The 22,763-nt window shown below is 71.4% G+C and carries 10 protein-coding genes; 7 read left to right on the forward strand and 3 right to left on the reverse strand.

The window, feature by feature from the left end; translation table 11 throughout:
• Nucleotides 1–127: 127 nt before the first annotated feature.
• The 4 genes from ACFO6Q_RS07185 to ACFO6Q_RS07200 are packed head-to-tail and all read left to right on the forward strand — an operon-like array spanning nucleotide 128 to nucleotide 12,452.
• Nucleotides 128–5,305 carry an IPT/TIG domain-containing protein gene (locus tag ACFO6Q_RS07185; protein ID WP_380019925.1) on the forward strand — a complete coding sequence of 1,726 codons (5,178 nt, stop codon included), beginning with the start codon at nucleotides 128–130 and terminating at the stop codon, nucleotides 5,303–5,305.
• Nucleotides 5,302–8,265, forward strand: a complete 2,964-nt coding sequence (locus tag ACFO6Q_RS07190) for a hypothetical protein (RefSeq protein WP_380019926.1) — start codon at nucleotides 5,302–5,304, stop codon at nucleotides 8,263–8,265. Before ACFO6Q_RS07185 ends, ACFO6Q_RS07190 begins: the two co-directional genes overlap by 4 nt.
• A 16-nt stretch (nucleotides 8,266–8,281) precedes the next feature.
• Nucleotides 8,282–11,956 carry a beta strand repeat-containing protein gene (locus tag ACFO6Q_RS07195; RefSeq protein ID WP_380019927.1) on the forward strand — a complete coding sequence of 1,225 codons (3,675 nt, stop codon included), beginning with the start codon at nucleotides 8,282–8,284 and terminating at the stop codon, nucleotides 11,954–11,956.
• Between the two features lie 4 nt (nucleotides 11,957–11,960).
• A complete protein-coding gene (locus ACFO6Q_RS07200) occupies nucleotides 11,961–12,452 on the forward strand; it encodes a hypothetical protein (RefSeq protein ID WP_380019928.1) in 492 nt (163 codons plus the stop codon).
• 187 nt (nucleotides 12,453–12,639) lie between these two features.
• On the opposite strand, the gene ACFO6Q_RS07205 is transcribed toward ACFO6Q_RS07200, so the two are convergent.
• Complete coding sequence (locus ACFO6Q_RS07205) at nucleotides 12,640–15,768, reverse strand: efflux RND transporter permease subunit (RefSeq protein WP_380019929.1); 3,129 nt, start codon at nucleotides 15,766–15,768, stop codon at nucleotides 12,640–12,642.
• A gap of 247 nt (nucleotides 15,769–16,015) precedes the next feature.
• On the opposite strand from ACFO6Q_RS07205, the gene ACFO6Q_RS07210 reads away from it, so the two are divergent.
• Nucleotides 16,016–16,471 (forward strand): endonuclease domain-containing protein, encoded by a 456-nt coding sequence (locus ACFO6Q_RS07210; RefSeq protein ID WP_380020046.1) that lies wholly within the window; start codon nucleotides 16,016–16,018, stop codon nucleotides 16,469–16,471.
• Between the two features lie 63 nt (nucleotides 16,472–16,534).
• On the opposite strand, the gene ACFO6Q_RS07215 is transcribed toward ACFO6Q_RS07210, so the two are convergent.
• Together ACFO6Q_RS07215 and ACFO6Q_RS07220 are read right to left on the reverse strand one after the other, a co-directional pair.
• A complete protein-coding gene (locus ACFO6Q_RS07215) occupies nucleotides 16,535–19,837 on the reverse strand; it encodes an efflux RND transporter permease subunit (RefSeq protein ID WP_380019931.1) in 3,303 nt (1,100 codons plus the stop codon).
• A gap of 179 nt (nucleotides 19,838–20,016) precedes the next feature.
• A complete protein-coding gene (locus ACFO6Q_RS07220) occupies nucleotides 20,017–21,249 on the reverse strand; it encodes an efflux RND transporter periplasmic adaptor subunit (protein ID WP_380019932.1) in 1,233 nt (410 codons plus the stop codon).
• A 251-nt stretch (nucleotides 21,250–21,500) separates the two neighbouring features.
• On the opposite strand from ACFO6Q_RS07220, the gene msrA reads away from it, so the two are divergent.
• Both msrA and msrB read left to right on the forward strand, forming a co-directional pair.
• Complete coding sequence (gene msrA / locus ACFO6Q_RS07225; RefSeq protein WP_380019933.1) at nucleotides 21,501–22,136, forward strand: peptide-methionine (S)-S-oxide reductase MsrA; 636 nt, start codon at nucleotides 21,501–21,503, stop codon at nucleotides 22,134–22,136.
• Nucleotides 22,137–22,167: 31 nt separating this feature from the next.
• Nucleotides 22,168–22,632 carry a peptide-methionine (R)-S-oxide reductase MsrB gene (gene msrB, locus ACFO6Q_RS07230; protein WP_380019934.1) on the forward strand — a complete coding sequence of 155 codons (465 nt, stop codon included), beginning with the start codon at nucleotides 22,168–22,170 and terminating at the stop codon, nucleotides 22,630–22,632.
• Nucleotides 22,633–22,763: the final 131 nt, after the last annotated feature.

The raw sequence follows: 22,763 nt of genomic DNA on the forward strand, positions 1-22,763 counted from the left end.
CCGAAGCTCGCATCCGACTCACTCCAAAGTGTGATTGCCCGATTTGCCGGGAAGTTTACCCTTTTTCACATTCCGCACCGGCGCGGCCCCGCAAGGCGCCAGGCGCCGCGGCAACCCAGGGCGACCCGTGAAAACCATCCGCATCGATGCGTACCGTCTGGCGCGCCTGCTCCTCGTTGCCGTGCTGGCGTCGTTCGCGCTGCCGCTGTCCGCGCAGGTGAACACCTGGAGCTGGGAGCCGGCGAGCGGCTATCCCGGCAAATGGCACGAAGCCGGCGTGGTGTGGAATCCGCCGGACTGCTGCCCGAACAGCTTTCCCAACAGCGCGACCGCCGACGCGCGCATGAACCCGTACTCGACCGGCTACGTCGGCGCGGCCGACCTGGACGGCCGCACCTACACCGTGAACCGGCTGCGCTTCACCAACATTTCCGGCGGCGGAAACTTCACCCTCACCGGCAACGGCGGGACGCTGCTCCTGCGCGGCACCACGCCCTACCTCCAGACCGGCACGCAGAGCGGCCGCCTGGCGCGCATCGTCGGCACCCGGCTGGATCTGGCCGATCACACCCGCTTCGACATGACGGTGGCCGACGACGGCCTGCTGGTGGCGGCCGATTCCAGCGTCGCGGTGGCGGCGCCCAGCCGCACGGCCGACAAGACCGGGCCCGGTGTCCTGGTCCTCGCCGGCTCCTCCGCGGCGAGCCAGTTCGCGGTACAGGCGGGCGAACTCGCGGTCGAAGGCAGCCACGGCGGCGGCGTGAGCGTGTCGTCCGGAGCGAGCCTCGGCGGCGCCGGCCACGTCACCGGCGCAGTCGACGTCGCCGGCGGCGGCCGCCTGAGTCCGGGCGCCTACGACCTCGCGTCGCACTCGTTCGGCGTCGGCACGCTGACGGTCGCGGCGGCCGTCACGCTGCAGGCCGGCAGCGTCTTCGAGGTGCGTGTGGACGGCGGCAGCGCCGGGCAGCTCGCCGCCCCGGGTCCGGTGAATCTCGGCGGCGCCACGCTCGCGCTGAGTGTCGGCGCCGCGCCACCGCCGGGCAGCGTGATCCGCCTCATCGACAACCAGGGCGGTGGCGGAATCGGCGGCACGTTCGCCGGCCTGGCCGAAGGCGGCACGTTCAGTGCCGGCGGCATCGCTTTCCGGATCAGCTACGCCGGCGGCACCGGCAACGACGTCGTCCTGTCGGTGGCGGATGCGCCGACGGTCGCGGGCGTCGCTCCGGCACTGGGCCCGACCGCCGGCGGCACCAGCGTGGCGATCACCGGGGCGAACTTCGGCGGCGCCACAGCGGTGAGCTTCGGCGGCACGCCGGCTGCGTTCACGGTGAACAGCGCGACGCAGATCACCGCGACCGCTCCGGCGCACGCGGCCGGTGCGGTCGCGGTCGCGGTGACGACAGCCGGCGGCACCGGCAGCGCGGCCAACGCCTACACCTACGTCGCCGCCCCGGCGATCGCCGGTGTGTCGCCGGCGCAGGGTCCGGCCGCCGGCGGCACCAGCGTGGCGATTACCGGTGCGAACTTCGGCGGCGCCACGACGGTGAGCTTCGACGGCACGCCGGCGACGTTCGCGGTGAACAGTGCGACGCAGATCACTGCGACCGCTCCGGCGCACGCGGCCGGTGCGGTGGCGATCGCGGTGACCACGATCGGCGGCACCGGCAGCGCGGCAAACGCCTATACCTACGTCGCCGCTCCGGCGATCACCGGCGTGTCACCGGTGCAGGGTCCGACCGCCGGCGGCACCAGCGTGACGATCACCGGTGCGAACTTCGGCGGTGCCACGGCGGTGAGCTTCGGCGGCACGCCGGCGGGCGCGTTCACGGTGAACAGCGCGACGCAGATCACCGCGACGGCGCCGGCGCACGCGGCCGGTGCAGTAGCGATCGCGGTGACCACGATCGGCGGCAGCGGCAGCGCGGCGAACGCCTACACCTACGTGCCGGTACCGACGGTCGCCGGCGTGTCGCCGGCCGAAGGACCGCTGGCCGGCGGCAGCAGCGTGACGATTGCCGGCGCGGACCTCGGCGGCGCGACGTCGGTGACGTTCGGCGGCACGCCGGCCGCCTCGTTCACGGTGACGAATGCGAGCGCGATCGTCGCGATCACGCCGGCGCATGCGGCCGGCGCGGTCGCGGTGGCGGTGACCACGGTCGGCGGCAACGGCAGCAAGGCCGATGCCTACACCTACCGCGCCGCGCCGACGGTCAGTGCCGTCGAGCCGGATCGCGGCCTGATCTCCGGCGGCCAGCCGGTGGCGATTTCCGGTGCGAACCTGAGCGGTGCGAGCGCGGTGAATTTCGGCGCGGTCGCGGCGGCCTCGTTCAGCGTCGACGACGACAGCCACATCCGCGCGATCGCGCCGGCCCACGTCGCGGGCACGGTCGACGTGACCGTGACGACCGCGGGCGGCACCAGCGCGGCCGGCGGCGCCGGCCAGTACACCTACGTCGATCCGCGGCGCTGTCATGTGCGGCACGACGCCGCCGGCGCGGACGACGGAAGCTCCTGGACCGATGCCTACGTCGACCTGCAATCGGCCCTGACGGATGCGAGCTGCACCGAGGTGTGGGTGGCACGCGGCGTGTACCGGCCCGTCACGCCCGCCGATCCGCAGGCGGTCACCGAGGCCGAACGCACGGCGACCTTCCGCCTCGTGCCGGGAACCAAGCTGTACGGCGGATTCGCCGGCGACGAGATCGCACTCGATCAGCGCGATCCGGCGGCGCGGCTCACGGTACTCTCGGGCGATCTCGCCGGCGACGACAGCGGCGCGGTGGACGGCGTCGACGTCGACGTGCCGGGCGACGGCAGCAACGGCGAGAACAGCCTGCACGTGGCGAGCCTGGACGGCGTCGGCCTCGTCGTCGCGGCGGACACCGTGCTCGACGGCTTCACTATCACCGCCGGCAACGGCGGCAGCCAGTCCGGCGGCGGCCTGTACTGCGGCAGCGGCGCCGGCGCCGGCCGCTGCAATCCGACCTTGTCCAACCTGGTCTTCAGCGCCAACGCGGCCGACGGCGGCGCGGCGATCGCGGCCGCGTCGATGGCCGAAGCCAGTCCGGTTGTCAGCCGCGTGGTGTTCGTCAACAACCGCGCCGCCGCGACCGACGGCGGCGCGGTGTCGCTGTCGTACGCGCAGACCGTCAGCGCGGTGTTCACCGACGTGGTGTTCCGCGGCAATTCGGCCCGCGACGCGGGCGCGCTGCTGCTCGCCGCGCAGGGCGGAGGCGGCGCCCCGGTGCTGGAACGGGTCACGTTCGCCGACAACCGCGCGGAGCGCTCCGGCGGCGCCGTGCGGACCTTCGACGTCGACCTCGATCTGCGCAACGCCACCTTCACCGGCAACGTCGCCGCCACGCAAGGCGGCGGCGCGCTGGCCGTCAACGGCGGCGCCGTGCAGCTGGCCCACGTCACGTTCAGCGCCAACACGGCCGCGGCCGGCGGCGCGATCCACCACGACGGCGGCAGCCTGACGCTGAAGAACGTGATCGCGTGGGGCGACGCCGCGGCGCAGGACGCCGAGCTGCACGAGACGGCGAGCGCCGGCTCCGCCAGCGCCGTTTCCGACAGCGTGATCGACGGCGGCTGTCCGGCGGCCGTCGCCTGCGACGGCGCCGTGCTGACGGCCGATCCGAAGCTGGGTCCGCTCGGCGACCACGGCGGATTCACGCCGACGATGCTGCCCGGCGCCGGCAGCTCGGCCATCGACACCGCCGACGACGCCGGCTGCGCCGACACCGACCAGCGCGGCCGCCCGCGCCCGCAGGGCGCGCATTGCGACATCGGCGCGACCGAGGTGAGCCTGTACGCGCTCGCCGTGACGGTGACCACGCCGAACGGTTCGGTCGCCAGCAGCGACGGCGCCATCGCCGGCTGCAGCGGCGGCGGCGGCACCTGTTCGGCGAACTATCCGGCCGAAGGCGAGGGCGCGCCGTCGAGCGTGACGCTGACCGCCGCGGCGGAGCCGCACTACCACTTCGCCGCCTGGGGCGGCGACTGCGATGCCGACGGCTCGGTGACGCTGGACGCCAACCGCAGCTGCACGGCGTCGTTCGCGATCGACCTGCACACCGTCGGCGGTACGGCCAGCGGCCTGGCCGGCAGCGGCCTGGAAGTGCGCCTCAACGGCGGCGACGCGCAGACGGTGTCGGCTGCCGATCCGCATTTCACGTTCGCGCCGATACCCGATCTCGGCGCATGGTCGGTGACGGTGTCGGCGCAGCCGACCGCGCCGTGGCAGACCTGCATGGTCGATCCGGCCACGGCCAGCGGCACGCTCGACGGCGCCGACGTGACCGACGTGGCGGTGGACTGCACGACCAACGCCTACACCGTCGGCGGCCGCGTCGACGGCCTGCTCGACCTCGGTTCGGATCTGCAGCTGCAGCTGTCCGCCGGCGACGTGCAGGTGGCGACCGTGACGCCCGGCCAGACCGGCTTCGCGTTCGCCACGCCGGTCGCCAGCGGCACCGCCTACGCCGTGACGGTCAGCCAGCAGCCGCACGGCCAGTCGTGCACGGTCGACGGCGGCGCCGGCGGCACGATTGCGGGCGCGGACGTGCTCGACGTCCACGTCAGCTGCATCAGCGTTCCGCAACTGGAACTGCGCATCGACGACGGCCAGGCGTACGCGCGCTACGGCGGTGTGGTGGACTACGTCGTCACGCTGACCAACACCGGCGGTCCGGTCGACGGCGTCGCCGTCGTCTCCGTGCTGTCGCCGGCACTCGACGCGGCCGGCGCGACCTGGGTCTGCTATCCCGGCAGCGTGGACGCCCATTGCGCCGCCGCCGGCAGCGGTCCGCTCGAAGATCGCGTGACGATACCGGCCGGCCGCCGCCTGGCCTTCCTGCTCAGCGTGCCGGTCCGGCTCGACGCGGTGCAGGACACGGCGACGGCACAGGCGCAGGCGGACAGCACCGCGGTGGTGACGGACGTCGACGCGCTGGTGATCTTCCGCGACGGCGTCGACGTGCCCTACGGCGACGGCGCGCAGGCGCTGCCGCGCGACGGCGCCGCGGCCGAAACGTTCGTGCTGCCGCCCGACCCGGGCCCCGTCGTCGCGACCGTGAAGCACTGGCACGTCGAGCAGTCGGACGTGCGCGTCGACCGCGCCCGCCTCGGCGCGCAGGACTACGTACGCCTGCGCATATCCGCGCGCGGCGCCGAGCGCGTCAGCGCGTGGTCGCCGGTGCGCGCGGGCGCGGCGCTCGCGCTCGCGCGCGTCGACGGCGTGCTGCTGCTGGAAGGCGCGGCCGGATCGCTGGCGCTGGATTTGATGCCGGAGCAGGGCCGATGACACCGCGCATCCGCACCGCGTCGCCGGTGCTCGGCCACGAACGGGCGGCGACGAGGATGCGACACGTCGTGAACGCGGCGCTCGTGCTGGCCGCGACGTTCGCAACGCCGGCGTTCGCCGACTACGTGATCGCGCCGACCGGCGGCGACATCACCGGTGCGCAGCTGTCGGCCCAGCTCGCCGGCGGCGACGTCACGCTCGCCGCCGCCAGCGGCGACGTCGTCGTGAACGACGCGGTGGCGTGGAACGCCGCCACCACCTTGACGCTGAACGCGCCGGGCAGCATCCGCCTGCGCGCCCCGCTCGACGTGCGCCACGCCGGCGGCGGCCTCGCGCTCAACTACGGCGGCACCGCCGGCGATCCCGGCGTCACGCCGCCCGCGGGCACCGACTACCTCGTCGACGCGCCGGTCGACTTCGGCGCGGAACCGGGCGGCCACTTCAGCGTCAACGGCAACGCCTACGCGCTGCTTCGCGACGTCGACGCGCTGCAGGCGATGCGCGACGACCTCGCCGGCCGCTACGCGCTCGCCCGCGACGTCGACGCGCGCGCCACGCGCGGCTGGAACGACGGCGCGGGATTCGCGCCCATCGGCGTTTCGTCCTTCCTCGGCACGCCGTTCAGCGGCACGCTGGCCGGCCTCGGCCACGTCGTGCGCGGCCTGTTCGTCGATCGTCCGGACGCGGTGCAGGGCGGCGGCCTGTTCGGCGGCATCGGCAGCGACGCCGGCGGCGCCAGCGTCGTCGATCTCGGCCTGCAGGACGTCGACGTCACCGGCACCGGCGCCGGCGGACTGGTCGGCTACGCCAGGAACAGCCGCATCGACAGCGTGTGGGTCAGCGGCCGCGTGGCCGGCTCCGGCCTCGGCGGACTGGCCGCATCGATCGACGGCAGCAGCGTGCGCCGCAGCTGGGCGCAGGTGCAGGTGGAGGCGCAGGGCGGCGGCACGGCCGGCGGCCTCGTCAGCTACGCCGCCGGCAGCAGCATCGCGCAAAGCTGGGCCGGCGGCAGCGTGACGGTCGAGGCCGGCGACGCCGGCGTGTCGGTCGGCGGCCTGGTCGGCAGCGCCTACCAGTCGATGGTCGGCCACAGCTACGCCACCGCCAGCGTGAGCGTCAGCGGCAACGGCACGCTCGACGCCGGAGGGCTGGTCGGCAGGGACGCCGGCAGCGTCAGCCAGTGCTGGGCCAGCGGTCGCGTGTCGACCAGCGGCGGCGCGCCGCTGCACGCCGGCGGACTGGTCGGCTTCGTCGACTTCAGCCAGTCCGCCGCCGACAGCTACTGGGACAGCGACAGCACCGGCCAGGCGAACGGCGTGGGCGGCACCAACTTCGGCACCGTCAGCAACGTCCTCACCGTTTCCAGTCAGTCCGGCACGGCCTATGCGCAAGGCGCCCACGCGCTGTTCGACTTCGCCTCGACCTGGTACCTGATCGAAGGCCAGACGCGGCCGTTCCTGCGCAGCGAATACAGCACCCTCGTGCGCAACGCGCACCAGCTTCAGCTGATGGCGCTGGACCACGGCGCGCGCTACGTGCTCGGCGCGCCCGTCGACGCCGCCGAGACCGGCCGCAACGACGGCAGCGCGGCCAACGCCGGCGGTATCTGGACGCGTGCGGGCTTCGCGCCGATCGGATTCGGCGGCGACAACCCGTTCAGGGGCGTGCTCGACGGCCGCGGCCACGTCGTCGGCGGACTCACGGTACGCCGCGCCGACGACGGGCAGCACGTCGGCGGCCTGTTCGGCTGGGTCAGCGGCGCAGGCATCAGCGATTTCGGCCTCGATCGCGCCGACGTCGCCTCGTCGTTCGTCGCCGGCGGCCTCGCCGCGCGCATCGACACGGGCACCCGCGTGGCCCGCGCCTACGTCAGCGGCACCATCGTCGCGAAGGGCATCGGCAGCGGCCAGCCGGCGTACGGCGGCGGACTCGTCGGACTCGTCTACGACAGCGAGATCGCGGACAGCTACGCGGCGGCGAGCGTCGCCACCAGCGGCGTCTACGGCGTCGCCGCGCTCGGCGGCCTGGTGAGCGCGGCCAGCAACGCCGGCATCCGCCGCAGCTATGCGATCGGGCACGTCGAGGTCGGCACCGGCGTCACCCATCTGGCCGGCGGCCTGGTCGGCAGCGACCAGGCCGGCAGCTACGCCGGCACGTTCTGGGACAGCGACGTCAACGACGGCCTGCCGGGCATCGCCAACGACCCTGCCGCGCCGGGCGTGACCGGCCTGTCCACGCCGCACTGGCTCACGCAGGGCCCGGTCGCGACCGCGGCGTGGGACGTCGACGACACCTGGGTGCCGGGCTATCCGTATCCGGTGCTGAAGGCCTTGCCGCACGTCGTCGTCGTCGCGCAGGGCGTGAGCATCGTGCCGGGATCGGCGACGCCGGGCGTGGGTTCGTATGCCGCGACGGATCAGGACGGCGCCGACGCGAGCGCGCTCGTCAGCGGCACGCCGACCTGGTTCGTCGATCCCGCCGCACCGGCCGATCCGCTGCCCAACGTCGGCGGCAGCGGCGTGCAGGCCGCTGCCGGACATCAGCTGACCTACGCCTCGACGAGGCTCGCGCTCGCCCTGGCACAGGCCGCGCCCGACTACGTGCACTACGGTGAGACCGTCGACTACGTCGTGACGCTGACCAACGGCGGCGCGTACCCGGCGAGAGGCTTCGACGTGCACGCCGTGTTCGGCGGCGGCGCCGACGTCGGCGCGACGACGTGGCAGTGCATCGCCGGCAGCGTCGCTGCGAGCTGCACCATCGCCGGCAACGGCCCGATCGACGACAGCGTGACCGTCCCACCCGGCGTCAGCATGACCTGGCTGATCCACGTGCCGGTGTCGACGGCGACGGCGGCGGGCACGCTCGACTTCACGTTCGACGCCGCGGCGCTCCAGGCGCTGCACGACAGCGCGACGATCGTGCTGTTCCGCGACGGCTTCGACGGCGCCGGCCAATGAACCCGAGGACTTCCCCATGAAACCGACCACTCGCCTGCGCTTTCTCGCCGCGTTCATGGCGCTCCTCGCGCCACCCGCGTTCGCCGACTACGTGATCGCGCCCAGCGGCGGCGACATCACCGGCGCGCGCCTGTCGGCGCAGCTCGCCGACGGCGACGTCACGCTCACCGCGGCGTCGGGCGACATCGTCGTCGACGACGCGGTGAACTGGGGCGCGCACACGCTCACGCTGTCGGCGCCGTCGGGCCGCGTGAACGTGAATGCGGTGATGACGGCCTCGGGCTCGGCCGGCCTGTCGCTTGAAACCGACGCGTCCGCTGCCGACGGCGGCGTGGCTATGGCGCTGACGGCCGGCGGCTTCACCGGGCGCGTGGATTTCGCGGGAAGCGGGCAAAGCTACCGCGTCAACGGCACGGCCTACACGCTGATCCGTACCCTGGCCGAACTGGAAGCCGTCCGTCCACCGGCGGGCGGCACCGTCAACGGCGGCTACGCGCTGGCGGCGGATGTGGACTGGAGCGGCGCCGCCAGCCAGACGCCGCTGGGTACCCTGGGCGTCAGCGGTCGGTTCGACGGCCTCGGCCATCAGCTGCTCGGTCTCGCCATCCCCGGCAATGCCGACGATACGGGACTGTTTTTCAGCGCTGACGGGGGCGCCGTGATCCGCAACCTCGGCGTGCGCGGCGGCAGTGTGTCGGGCGGCGGGTGGGTCGGTACGCTGGTCGGCAACAGCTCCGGCGTCATCGCCCACGTCTATTCCACGGCCGACGTCTCGGGCACTGTGTTCGTCGGCGGTCTGGTGGGCTTCCAACAAGGCGACGGCAGCCTGGTCGCCGATGCCTGGGCCGGCGGCAACGTGACCGGCACGGGCGCGGTCGGCGGCCTCGTGGGCACCACCTCGGGCAGTGCCGTCGACAACGTCTGGGCCAGCGGCGACGTGACGGGCACCGAGTCCAGCATCGGCGGGCTGGTGGGAGCCGCCGACCTCGGCAGTACCCTGCGCAATGCCTATGCCACCGGCAATGTGGCGGGCAGCCTTCAGGTCGGCGGCCTCGTCGGCTACAACCGGGGCCTCGTCGAGCATGTCTTTGCCACCGGCGGTGTTTCGGCCAGCAGCAACAGCTATGTCGGCGGTCTGGTGGGCCACAACCCAACCGAGGCCGGCGGCAGCGTCAGCGACGGCTGGTTCGCCAGCAACACGCCCGGCGCGCACCCGGACAATGGCGCCGGCACGGCGATTCCTCTGGCGAACCTGATTTCGGCATTGCCGGGCGGTTTCGATGCCGCCGTGTGGGCCAACCAGAACGGCAAGACCACGCCATACCTCAAATCCGTACCCGGCGCGGTGTACGTGAAGGCGGAAAGCGCCAGTGCATCCAGCGCGCGGGTCTACGTGCCGGTGATCACGCTGGAGCAGCTGCAGGCGATCAACGACGACCTGGCGGGCCACTTCGCCTTGTTCGAGGACATCGACGCCACGGCGACGCGCGATTGGAACGGCGGTGCGGGCTTCGTGCCGATCGGCAACTGCGCCGGCGGCCTGGACGGCCGCTTCGACGGGCTGGGGCACGTGGTCGAGGATCTCTTCATCCATCGCGTCGACGCGATCTGCGTGGGCCTGTTCGGCGGCATCGGCATCGGCGGCGTGGTGCGCAACGTGGGTGTGGACGGCGGCGCCGTCACCGGCGGCGTGCTGGTCGGCGGCCTGGTCGGCTACAACGACGCCGGCGAGATCAGCCAGGCCTATGCCGCCGTCGACGTGACGGCGGGCCAGGGCGGCGGCGGCCTGGTCGGCTTCACCACGGGCAACGTCAGCGATGCCTACGCGACCGGCAGCGTAACGGTCAGCGGCGAAGACGCTGGCGGCCTGACCGGCGGCAATCGCGGCGCGATCCGCCACGTGTGGGCCAGTGGCCCGGTGACGGGCAGCGGCAGCAACGTCGGCGGCCTGGTGGGGCTGGCCATGGACGGCACCGTCGACGACAGCTACTGGGACCGCTTCAGCACCGGCCAGGGCGACGGCGTGGGCGTGGTCAACGACAACGCCACCGTCACCAACCTCACCGCCGTCACCAGCGATCCGGCGCAAGGCGCTGCGGCCGACTACGCCTTCAAGCAGGGCGCCTACGCGAGCCTCGATTTCGGCAGCGCCTGGACGGCGTTCGACGGCACGCGTCCGTTCCTGCAAGGCGAATGGCAGACCACGCTGACCAATGCGCACCAGCTGCAGCTGATGAGCCTGAAGCTCGACGCGGCCTACATGCTCGGCAGGCACGTCGACGCCGGCGAAACCGGCCGCAACGACGGCACGGCCGCCAACAGCAACGGCATGTGGGCGCAGACCGGCTTCATGCGCGTGGGTACCGACGGCCCGCGGTTCGTCGGCAGCCTGGACGGGCAGTACCACGTCATCCGCGGCCTCACGATCCACCGGCCGGCGATCGACGCCTGGGTCGGCCTGTTCGGCAAGACCGGCGGGGCCGTCGTGAAGAATCTCGGCATGGCCAACGTCTCGATCGTCGGCACGCAGGAGGTCGGCGGCCTGATCGGCCTGAGCCAGGGCGGGATCGTCAGCAACGTCTACGTCACCGGCAGCGTATCGGGTACCGGCACGGTCGGCGGCATCATCGGCGCGATGCAGGGCGGCATCCTCAGCAACGCCTACGCGAGCGCCGACGTCTCCAGCACCGGCCTCTACGTCGGCGGCGTGCTCGGCGGCAACCAGGGCAGTCTCCACGACGTCTACGCCACCGGCAGCGTGTCCGGCCCCAATGCCGCCGGTCTGGTCGGCTACAACGCCGACGCGTCGGGCGGACTCATCGGCAACGGTTTCTGGAACATCGGCCTGGTCGGGCAAGGCGTCGGCATCGCCGACACCGCCGCGGGCCTGACCACCGGCATCACCGGCCTTTCCACGTCGCGCTGGCTGTCGGATGGCCCGATCGCGACCGGCCTGTGGAATTCCGCCAACGGCTGGGTGGCGGGGTATCCGTATCCGCTGCTGAACGGTTTTCCCCACGTGCTCGTGGTCGCGCAAGGCGCGCACGTGACGCAAGGCGTACCGGCGGTGAGCGTGGATTCGTATTCCGTCGTCGATCACGACGGCAACGATGCCGGCGCGCTGGTCGACGGCACGCCGGCCTGGTTCGCCGATCCGGGCCTGGCGGCCGGTGCCGTCGCCAACGTCGGCGGCGCGGGCGTGACGATGGCCGCGGCGTATCCGTTCCATCAGCTGACGTACCTCGGCTCGGGCGTGGTGCAGGCGCCGCCGGCGGCGAACCTGACGCTGACCCTGACGCAAGGCGGACCGGACTACGTGACCTACGGCCAGATCGTCGACTACGTCGTCACGCTGAGCAACAACGGCAGCGCGACGGCGACGGGCCATGCCGTGCAGGCGAGCTTCGGCGGCGGCGCCGACGTCGGCGCGAGCACGTGGCAGTGCATCGCCGGCAGCGTCGACGCGGTCTGCGCCACGGCCGGCAACGGTCCGATCGACGACGCGGTGACGATCCCGCCGGGCGTGTCGATGACCTGGCTGATCCACGTGCCGGTGGCGACGGCGACGCAGGCCGGCGCGCTCGACTTCGAATTTTCCGCCGAGGGCCTGGACCCCGTCGTCGACAGCGCGACGATCGTGCTGTTCCGCGACGGCTTCGACGGCGCGCAGGACACGACCCTTGCGAGGTGAACCGATGACGTCTCTCCGCCTCCTTTCCTGCGTGCTGGCCGCATGGCTGCCGGCGGCGACGGCCGGCCAGACACTCACCCTGACCCTCGCCGACGGCCACGATTTCGTGCGCTACGGCCAGACGCTCGACTACGTCGTCACCCTGACCAACGACGGCGATGCGGCCGCGGCCGTACCGGTGTCGGTCGAGCTGTCGCCGGCCTGGGATCCGGCCGGCGCGAGCTGGGTCTGCTATCCCGGCACCGACGGCGCGACCTGCGCGGCGAGCGGCAGCGGTCCGTTGAGCGACCTGGCCATGCTGCCGCCCGGCGCGCGCGTCAGCTGGGTGGTCAGCGTGCCGACCCTTCCCGATACCCCGGAAACGATAGTCACGCTCGACGTCGTCGCGACGGGCGCGGCGACGGTGAGCGACAGCAACGCGCTGGTCGTCTTCAAGGACGGCTTCGACGTGCCGTACGGCGACGGCACGCAGGATCTGCCGCCCGACGGCACGTGAGGCCGGACGGCTGCAGGAAGGCGTGTCGCGCGTCGCGCAGGTGACGCCGCGAGCGCCGACCTGCATGGCCTTGTGAAGACGTCACCTCTCCCGCTCGCGGGAAAGGTCGGCGCGCGCCGGGTGAGGGTCATCTCCGGCAGAGCGGTCGCCGTCGCGTGTTCGATCCACGCCGCGCAGACGATGGACCCTAGGTCGCCGCCATCCGCGTCGCGGCACGCCGGCGGCGCTCCTCCTTGCGCTTGCGCCGGCGTTCGCTGACGCGCGCGAACAGCAGGTAGATCGCCGGCGTCGACAGCAGGGTCAGGCTCTGCGAGACGATCAGTCCGCCGATCATCGCGATGCCGAGCGGGCGGCGCAGCTCCGAGCCGACGCCGAAGCCGATCGCCAGCGGCAGCGCAGCGCAGATCGCCACCATCGAGGTCATCATGATCGGACGGAAGCGCACCAGCGAGGCTTCGCGGATCGCCTCGAACGGCGCCAGGCCGTGTTCGCGTTCGGCGACCAGCGCGAAGTCGACCATCATGATCGCGTTCTTCTTGACGATGCCGATCAGCAGCACGATCGCGATCATCGAGATCACCGACAGCTCGGTGCCGGTGACCACCATCGCCAGCAGCGCGCCGACGCCGGCCGACGGCAGCGTCGAGAGGATCGTGACCGGATGGATCAGGCTCTCGTAGAGCATGCCGAGCACGATGTACACGGCGATGATCGCGCCGAAGATCAGGATCGAGTTGTCGCCCTGCTGCTTCTGGAAATTGCGGAAGTCGCCGGCGAAGTCCAGGCGGATGTCGCCGGGCAGGCGCAGGCCGGTGATGGTGTCCTGGATCAGCTTCTGCGCCTGGCTCATGGTCGCCTCGGGCGCGAGGTTGAAGCTCAGGCTGATGGTGGAGAACTGGTCTTCGTGGTTGACCTCGGTCGGCGCGACCGTGTCGACCATCTTGGTCACCGCGGTGATCGGCACCATCGCGCCGGAACTGGCGCGCACGTAGATGCGCTCGAGCGACGCCGGGTCGGTGGCCTGGTTCGGCAGCGCGCTGACGACCACCTTGAACTGGTTGATGTCGGAATAGATCGTCGACACCTGGCGCTGGCCGAACGCGTCGTACAGCGCGCTGTCGATCGCGCCGACGCTCACGCCCAGGCGTGCGGCGGTGTCGCGGTCGATCTGCAGCATCTGGCGTGGGCCGGCCTCGTCGACGTCGCTGCCGACGTCGCGCAGCTGCGGGATCTTCTTCAGGGCCTCGACCAGTTTCGGCGTCCATTCCTGCAGGCTGACGATGTCGTTGCCCTTCAGCGACACCTGGTACTGCCCGCCGGAATTGCCGCCGCCGCCACCGCCGCTGGGCAGGTCCTGCACCGGGCGCAGGCGCAGGCGCACGCCGGGCACGTCGCCGGCCATCTTGTTGAGCCGCGTCATGACCGCGAAGGTCGAATCGCCGCCACGCTCGGCCAGCGGCTTCAGGCTGATGTAGAGCTGGCCCGAACCGCCGCCGCCGCCGCCCCAGCCGCCGCCCAGGCGCGAGCCGACGCTCTCCACCGCCGGGTCCTGCATGACCAGCGCGGCGATCTTGCGCTGCTGCTCCATCATGCGCGAGGGCGACACGTCGGAGCCCGCGGTGGTGCGGCCGGACAGCATGCCGGTGTCCTGCTGCGGGAACAGGCCGCCCTGCACGAAGCGCATCAGGAACACCGTCAGGACGATCAGCAGCAGCGGCTGCAGCGCGGTCAGGCGCGGCCAGTGCAGCGCGTGGTCGAGCGCGCGGCGGTACAGGTCGAGCATGCCGGCGTGGAACGCGTCGAGCCAGCGGCCGATGCGCGAGGGCTTCGCCGCCGCGTGCGGCTTGAGGAAGCGTCCGCACAGCGCCGGCGTCAGGGTCAGCGAGACGATCGCGGAGAACGCGATCGCCGCGATCAGGGTCACCGTGAATTCTTTGAAGAACATGCCGGTGATGCCGCCGGCGAACACCACCGGCACGAACACCGCGATGAGCGAGGCGGTGATCGAGACGATGGTGAAGCCGATCTCCTTCGCGCCGAGCAGGGTCGCCTGCAGGCGCGACATGCCGGCGTCGACGTGGCGGATCACGTTCTCGATGACCACGATCGCGTCGTCGACGACGAAGCCGATCGCGATCACCAGCGCCATCAGCGACATGTTGTCGAGCGTGTAGCCGAGCACGTACATCACGGTGAACGCGCCGGCGATCGACAGCGGCACCGCGGTCGCCGCGATCAGGGTCGGCGCGAGCCGGCGCAGGAACAGCGCCATCGTCAGCACGACCATGCCCAGGCTGATCAGCAAGGTCACCTGCACCTCGTCGACCGAGGCGCGGATGATCGGCGTGCGGTCGAAGAACGGCGTCAGCGTGACGCCGGCCGGCAGCCAGGTCTGCATCAGCGGGATGTCGGCCTTGACGCTGTCCACCGTGGCGATCACGTTGGCGTCGGCCTGCTTGCGCACGAACAGCAAGATCGCGCGGCGCGTGCCGAACCACGCCGCCTGGTACTGGTCCTGCTGGCCGTCGTAGACGCGCGCGACGTCCTTCAGCCGCACCGGCACGCCGTTCTTCGTCGACACCACCAGGTCGGCGAACTCGGCCGCGGTATGCAGCGCGTCGTTGGCGATCACCGCCATCGTCGTCTTGCCGTCGGACAGGAAGCCCTGCGGCGAGGTCACGTTGGCGGCGACCAGCGCGTTGCGCAGCTGGTCCGGCGACAGGCCCATCGCGTTCAGCGCGCGCAGGTTCAGGTCCACGCGCACGGCCGGCGTGGCGCCGCCGGCGACCTCGACGTCACTGACGCCGGGCAGCTGGCGGATGCGCTGCGCGAGCAGCGAGTCGGCGTAGTCGTACAGCTTCGACAGCGGTTCGGTATCCGAGGTCAGCGCGAGGATCAGCACCGGCTGGTTGTTCGGATTCATCTTGCGGTAGGTCGGCGCGTTGGTCAGCCCCGACGGCAGGTCCGGCGCGGCGGCGTTGATCGCCGCCTGCACGTCGCGCGCGTAGTCGTCCACGCTGCGCTTGCCGTCGAAGGACAGGAACACCGAGGCGCTGTTCTCGCTGCTCGACGAGTTGATCGTGTCGATGCCCGGAATCTGCCCCAGGTGCCGCTCGAGCGGCGCGGCGACGGTCGAGGCCATCACGTCGGCGCTGCCGCCGGGCTGGCTGGCGGTGACGAAGATCGCCGGGAACTCCAGGTTCGGCAGCGCCGCCACGCCGAGCAGGGAGTAGCAGATCATGCCGAGCACGAACAGCCCGACCGCCAGCAGCGAGGTGCCGATCGGGCGGCGGATGAAGGGGCCGGAGATGTTCATGGCGTTGTGCTCCGATTGCCCTCACCCCGCGGCGCTATCCCTGCTTCGCGTGCCGCCAGCGCATCACTGCCCTGGCCCTCAGCCGCCGGAAGGCGGCTTCGACCCTCTCCCGCAAGCAGGAGAGAGAGGGGAGTGAAGGTGCCGTCTGGATGTCGGAGATTTCCCATGCAAGTGCGCGAGGGATTCGCACGAGCGGCCTTTCCCTCTCCCGCTTGCGGGAGAGGGCAGGGTGAGGGAAATCTCGCGCATGCACTCGAGGATAGAAAACGCACGCGCACTACGCCGGCGTGCGACCGATGCCGAGCAAAAGCTCTGGTATTTCCTGCGCAACCGCCGCCTGAGCGGATACCGCTTTCGCCGCCAGGTGCCATTGGGTGGTTACGTGGCCGATTTCGCCTGCATGCAGGCGCGTCTGGTCGTGGAGCTGGATGGCGGCCAGCACGTGGATCGGCGAGTCGAGGACGAAGCGCGCGCGCGTCATCTGGAGCGCGGAGGTTTTCGCGTGCTGCGTTTCTGGGACGACGACGCGCTGCTGCGCACGGAAGCGGTGCTTGAATCGATTCTTGCGGCGTTGCGCTCCGCTTGCCCTCACCCCAGCCCTCTCCCGCAAGCGGGAGAGGGGAAAGAGGATTGCGAGGCCCTCCCGCAAGCGGGAGAGGGAGAACGGCAGAGCAGCAGGCGCGAACCTTTCGAGTCGGGATGACCGCCGCTCTTCCCTCTCCCGCTTGCGGGAGAGGGCAGGGTGAGGGCGTTCTCGTGCGAACGCTCACGCCGTGCGCTCCCGCAGCGCCGCGCGCCGCTCGCGGCGTGCGGCGATCCAGTCCGACAGGCGCTCGAAGTACAGGTAGATCACCGGCGTGGTGTACAGCGTGATGAGCTGCGACAGCAGCAGGCCGCCGACGATCGACACGCCCAGCGGCTTGCGCAGCTCCGAGCCGATGCCGTTGCCGAGCGCCAGCGGCAGCGCGCCGAGCAGGGCGGCGGCGGTGGTCATCATGATCGGGCGGAAGCGCAGGATGCAGGCGCGGCGGATCGCATCGTGCGCGCGCAGGCCGGCGCGCTGCGCGTCGATGGCGAAGTCGATCATCATGATCGCGTTCTTCTTCACGATGCCGATCAGCAGCACGATGCCGACGATGCCGTCGACCGACAGGCTCATGCCGCACAGCATCAGCGCGAGCAGGGCGCCGACGCCGGCCGGCGGCAGGGTCGAGATGATCGTGATCGGGTGGATGTAGCTCTCGTACAGCACGCCGAGCACGATGTAGATCACCACGATCGCGGCGAGCAGCAGCAGGATCTCGTCGGTCAGCGAGGCGGAGAACTCGGCCGCCTTGCCGATGAACTGGCCGCGCACCTGCGGCGGAAACTTCAGCTGCGTCTCCACTTCGCGGAAGGCGCGCACTGCGTCGGACAGCGAATGGCCCGGCGCGAGGTTGAACGAGATCGTCACCGCCGGCAGCTGGTCCTGGTGGCTGACCACCAGCGGCGCCGTCGTCTGTTCGGCGCTGGCCAGCGCGGACAGCGGGATCGTGCCGCCGGCGCCGAGCGCGATGCCGATATTGCCGGTGCTGCCGATGCCCGACGGCGTGGCCGAGTTGCTCGAGGTGGCCTGGCCGAGCGTCGTCGCGTTGCTGCCGGTGAGCGCGCCGTTGCCGTTGCCGCGCACGGTCAGCTGGTTCAGCAGCGCGCTGCTGGTGCGGAACTCCGGCGCGACCTCGAGCACCACGCGGTACTGGTTGAGCTGCGTGAAGATGGTCGAGATCTGGCGCTGGCCGAACGCGTCGTACAGCGTGTCGTCGATCGTCTGCATCGGCACGCCGAGGCGGCTGGCCTTCTCGCGGTCGATGGTCAGGTTCAGCGCGTTGCCCTGGTTGGCGAGGTTGTTGTCGACGTCGGCCAGTTCCGGACGCTTCTTCAGCGCCTCGGTCATCTGCGCGGCGAAGCCGGCCAGCTCCTTGGAGTTCACCTCCGACAGCGCGTACTGGTATTCGGTCGGCGCCACGCGCGTGTCGAGCGCGACGTCCTGCACCGGCTTGAGGTACAGCGCGACGCCGGGGATCGGCGCGGCGGCGCGCTGCAGCGCCGGCAGCACTTCGGCGAGTCCGCCGCGCTCGCCGCGCGGCTTCAGCACGATGCTGAGCTGTCCCTGGTTCAGGGTCGGGTTGACCGAGCCGGCGCCGATGAACGCGGCCACGCCGGCCACGCCCGGCACGTCGCGCAGCGCGTCGGCGACCGCCTTGGTGCGCTCCTGCATCGCCGGGAACGCGATGTTCTGGTCGGCCTGCACGACGCCGGTGACCAGGCCGGTGTCCTGCTCCGGCAGCAGGCCCTTCGGGATCGCGACGTACAGCGCGATGGTGACGACCACGGTCGCCGAGGCGACCAGCAGCATCAGCGGCTGGCGCGCGAGCACCCAGTCGAGGCTGCGGCCGTAGCCATGGAGAATCCGCGACCAGAGGTCGCGCGACTGCCCCTCGCCCGCCGTGCGGGAGAGGGGAGGGCCGTCGGCGGATGCCGATGGCGGGGTGAGGGAAGCGTGAGCCGACGTCTCGTCGTGCGTCTCGACGTGATCCCCCGCCGGCAGCGCATCGGCCTTGAGCAGATACGCGCACATCATCGGCGTCAGCGTCAGCGAGATCAGCATCGAGATCGCCACCGCGATGGTCAGCACCCAGGCGAACTCGTGGAACAGGCGGCCGGTGACGCCGGGCATCAGCAGCAGCGGCAGGAACACCGCGATCAGCGACACGGTCAGCGACAGCACGGTGAAGCCGATTTCCTTTGCGCCGATCTCGGCCGCTTCCTTCGGCTGCTTGCCCTGCTCGATGTAGCGCACGATGTTCTCGATCATCACGATCGCGTCGTCGACGACGAAGCCGGTGGCGACGGTGAGCGCCATCAGCGACAGGTTGTCGAGCGACATGCCGGCGAAGGCCATCACGCCGAACGTGCCGAGCAGGGACAGCGGCACCGCCACCGACGGAATCACCGTCGCCCACAGGCGGCGCAGGAACACGAAGATCACGGCGATGACGAGGCAGATCGTCAGCACCAGGGTGAATTCGACGTCCTCGACCGAGGCGCGGATCGTCACGGTGCGGTCGGAGAACACCTGCAGCTTGACGTCGGCCGGCAGCAGCGCCTGCAGGCTCGGCAGCTGGCGGCGGATCTCCTCGACGGTCTGCACGATGTTGGCCGCCGGCTGGCGGCGGATGTCCAGCAGCACCGCCGGCCGCGAGTTGGCCCACGCGGCGAGCTGGTCGTTCTCCACGCCGTCGACGACCCGCGCGATGTCCGACAGCTTCACCGGCGCGCCGTTCTTGTAGCTGACGATCGTCGAGCGGTAGTCGGCGGCGTCGGCGAGCTGGTCGTTGGTGCCGATCGAGAAGCTCTGCACGGTGCCGTTGAGGCTGCCCTTGGGCGCGTTGACGTTGGCCTGGGTCAGCGCCGAGCGCACGTCCTCCATGGTCAGGCCGAGGCCGGCGAGCTGCGCCGGATTCACCTGCACGCGCACGGCCGGGCGCACGTTGCCGGCGATCGAGACCAGGCCGACGCCGGAGATCTGCGACAGGCGCTGGGCGAGGATGCTGTCGGCGTAGTCGTTGACCTCGCGCAGCGGGCGCGAGTCGGAGGTCAGCATCAGGGTCAGGATCGGCGCGTCGGCCGGATTGACCTTGTTGTAGACGGGCGGGTAGGGCAGGTTGTTGGGCAGCGTGCCGCGCGCGGCGTTGATCGCCGACTGCACGTCCTGGCCGGCGGCGTCGATGTCGCGGCCCTGGTCGAACTCGATGATGATCGTCGACAGGCCGGCCGAGCTGTCCGAGCTCATCGTGGCGATGCCGGAGATCTGGCCGAGCTGGCGCTCCAGCGGCGTGGTCACCAGCGCGGCCATGGTCGAGGCGCTGGCGCCGGGGTATTGCGTGGTCACCACCAGGCTCGGCGCGTCGATGTCCGGCAGCGCGGCGACCGGCAGCGCGCGATAGCCGATCGCGCCGAGCAGCAGCAGCGCGGCCATCAGCAGCGAGGTGGCGATCGGGCGCTGGATGAAGATCGAGGAGAAGCTCACGGGATCATCCTGAATTTCCGTCTCTTCCGCGTGCGGGAGAGATCTGGGGTGAGGGCGAACGGAGTGAAACGCTTCGTTCCGGCTTCCCCCGTCTGCCTTCGGCACCTTCCCCCGCGGGCGGGGGAAGGAAAAGACCTGCTGTCCCGCGGGCGGGAGAGGTGAAGACGAAAAGGGCGCCGCTATCCGCCACGCCGACCGCCACGCCGCTGCGGCTGGCCCTTGTCCTGCTCCTTCAGCTTCGACAGCTCCGCCTCGCTGGTCTGCGGGGCGGCCTGCCCCGGCGCGAGCGCGACGACCTTGCTGCCGGGCTTGAGGCGGAACTGGCCCTCGGTGACCACGCGATCGCCGGCGGCCACGCCGCTGCCGATCAGGATGCCGTTGTCGCCCGCCTCGCCGGCCGGGGTGACCGGCTTCATCGCCACCGTGTCATCGGGCTGCAGCGCGTAGACGTAGCTGCCTTCCGGTCCGCGCTGCAGTGCGGTCGCCGGCACCACCAGCCCGTTGCTCACGGTCTTGATGCGCAGGCGCACGTTGACGAACTGGCCCGGCCACAGCGCGTTGTTCTCGTTGGCGAATTCCGACTTCAGCTTGAACGTGCCGGTGCTGCTGTCGATCTGGTTGTCGATGACCTTGAGCACGCCGTCGCCGAGCGCGTGCGCGTCGGTGCGGTCGAGCGCGGTGACCGCCAGCGCGGCGGCGCCCTGGCCGTTGCGCACCTCGCCCAGGTTCTGTTCGGGCAGGGTGAAGATCACGTTGATCGGGTGCACCTGGGTCAGCGTGACGATGCCGGTGCTGCTGTTGGCGGTGACGAGGTTGCCGACGTCGACCTGGCGGATGCCGGCGATGCCGGTGATCGGCGCGGTGATGCGCGTGTAGCCGAGCTGGGTGCGCGCAGAGGAGATCGCGGCGTCGTCGGCGGCGACCAGGGCTTCCTGCTGGCGCACCGTCTGGCGCTGGTTCTCCAGGTCCTGCGCCGAGACGAAATGCTTGACGATCAGTTCCTCGTAGCGCTTGAGCGTGCTGCGCGAGGCCGACAGCTGCGCCGCGTCCTGGTTCTTCTTGGCCACCGCCTGGTCGACCGCGGCCTGGAACGTGCGCGGATCGATCTCGGCGATCAGCGCGCCCTGCTGGATCTCGTCGCCCTCGGCGAAGTGCAGCGCCTTCAGCTGGCCGGTCACCTGCGAGCTGACCGTCACCGTGTTCAGCGCCTGCACCGTGCCGAGCGCGGTCAGGTAGACCGGGACGTCCTTCTGCTCCACCGGCACCACGGTGACCGGGATCGGAGCGTCGGCGCCGCCCGCGCCGCCGTGCATGCCGGGCGCCGACGCGCCGGGGCGATGCAGCAGGCGCCAGCCGAGCACGGCGAGCGCGGCCAGGACGAGGAGGACGAGCGCGGTTTTCCAACGCGACATGCGGGCGAGTCCTTTTGCGATGCGGAACGTACGTGCACAGGCTAGCAGCGGCGCGGCGACAAAGGCGTTCCAGCGGAGTAAATCCGTCTTTACAACGCGCCGCCGCCGGGCTTGGAAGCGCGCCGGAGCGGGGAGTTCCGCACCTTGTGTCCGCCGCCGCGGACGCCATCTGGGGAGCATCCCTTCCGATGCGTCCTCCCGGTGATGTCAGAGTCCGCCGGGCGGCCGCATGCCCCTCGACGGAGACTGCCATGAACCCGACCTGCGACCTTCCCGGCGCCGCGCTGGCGATCGAGCGCGACCGTTTTCCCGACCCGGCCTTCGACCTCACGCAGGCCACGCCCGGCGAGCAGCTCGCCGTGCTCGCCGGCGGCTGCTTCTGGTGCGTGGAGGCGGTGTTCCGCCAGCTCGACGGCGTGCTGGAGGTGACCTCCGGCTACAGCGGCGGCGACGCGGCGAGCGCCCACTACGACGCGGTCTGCAGCGGCCGCACCGACCACGCCGAAGCCGTCGCGATCCGCTTCGACCCGCAGCGGATCGGCTACGGCCGGCTGCTGAAGGTGTTCTTCGCCGTCGCCCACGATCCGACCCAGATCGACCGCCAGGGCAACGACCGCGGCCGCCAGTACCGTTCGGCGATCTTCTGGGCCGACGACGCGCAGCGCGAGACCGCCGCCGCCTACATCCGCCAGCTCGACGAGGCGAAGGCGTTCGATGCGCCGATCGCCACCCGGCTGGTGCCCTTGGAATCGTTCCACCAGGCCGAGGCCTATCATCAGAACTACGCCGCGCTGCATCCGTCCCAGCCGTACATCGCCGCGGTGGCCGCGCCGAAGGTGACCAAGCTGCGCCAGCGCTTCGGCGACCTGCTGCGGGCGCCGCGCTGATCCCGACCCTCGATTCCGAAAGGAGGTTTGCATGAACGTACCGACGACACCCGTACCGGCGTCATCCGGAACCCCGCGCCGTTCGGCCTCGGGCCACGACCTCACGCCGCCGACCGCCGCCGAGCGCGAGCGCCTCGCCGCGCGCCTGAGTCCCGAGGAGCGCCGCGTGATGATCGACCACGGCACCGAGCCGCCGTTCTGCGGCGGCCTGCTCGAGGAAAAGGGCGCCGGCGTCTACCAGTGCCGCCTGTGCGAGCTGCCGCTGTTCCGCGCCGCGGCGAAGTTCGAATCGGGCACCGGCTGGCCGAGCTTCTACGAGCCGTTCGATCCGCAGCACATCCGCGAGGTGCGCGACACCAGCCACGGCATGGTCCGCACCGAGATCCGCTGCGCGCGCTGCGACGGGCATCTGGGCCACGTGTTCCCGGATGGTCCGCCGCCGACGCGACTGCGCTACTGCCTGAATTCGGCGGCGCTGGAGTTCGTGCCGGCCTGAGCGCGCGGCCGCGCGCGTGGCGCTCGTGAAGCCCGGTTTATGCTGCGCTGCGGTTTGCGAAATCCGGCCGATCGGGCCACGCTCGCGGTCCCTGGCGGGAAAACTTCCCGGTGCTTCAGTCGCCGGGAACC

Source organism: Dokdonella ginsengisoli (assembly GCF_042652785.1).
GTDB lineage: Bacteria > Pseudomonadota > Gammaproteobacteria > Xanthomonadales > Rhodanobacteraceae > Dokdonella_A > Dokdonella_A ginsengisoli.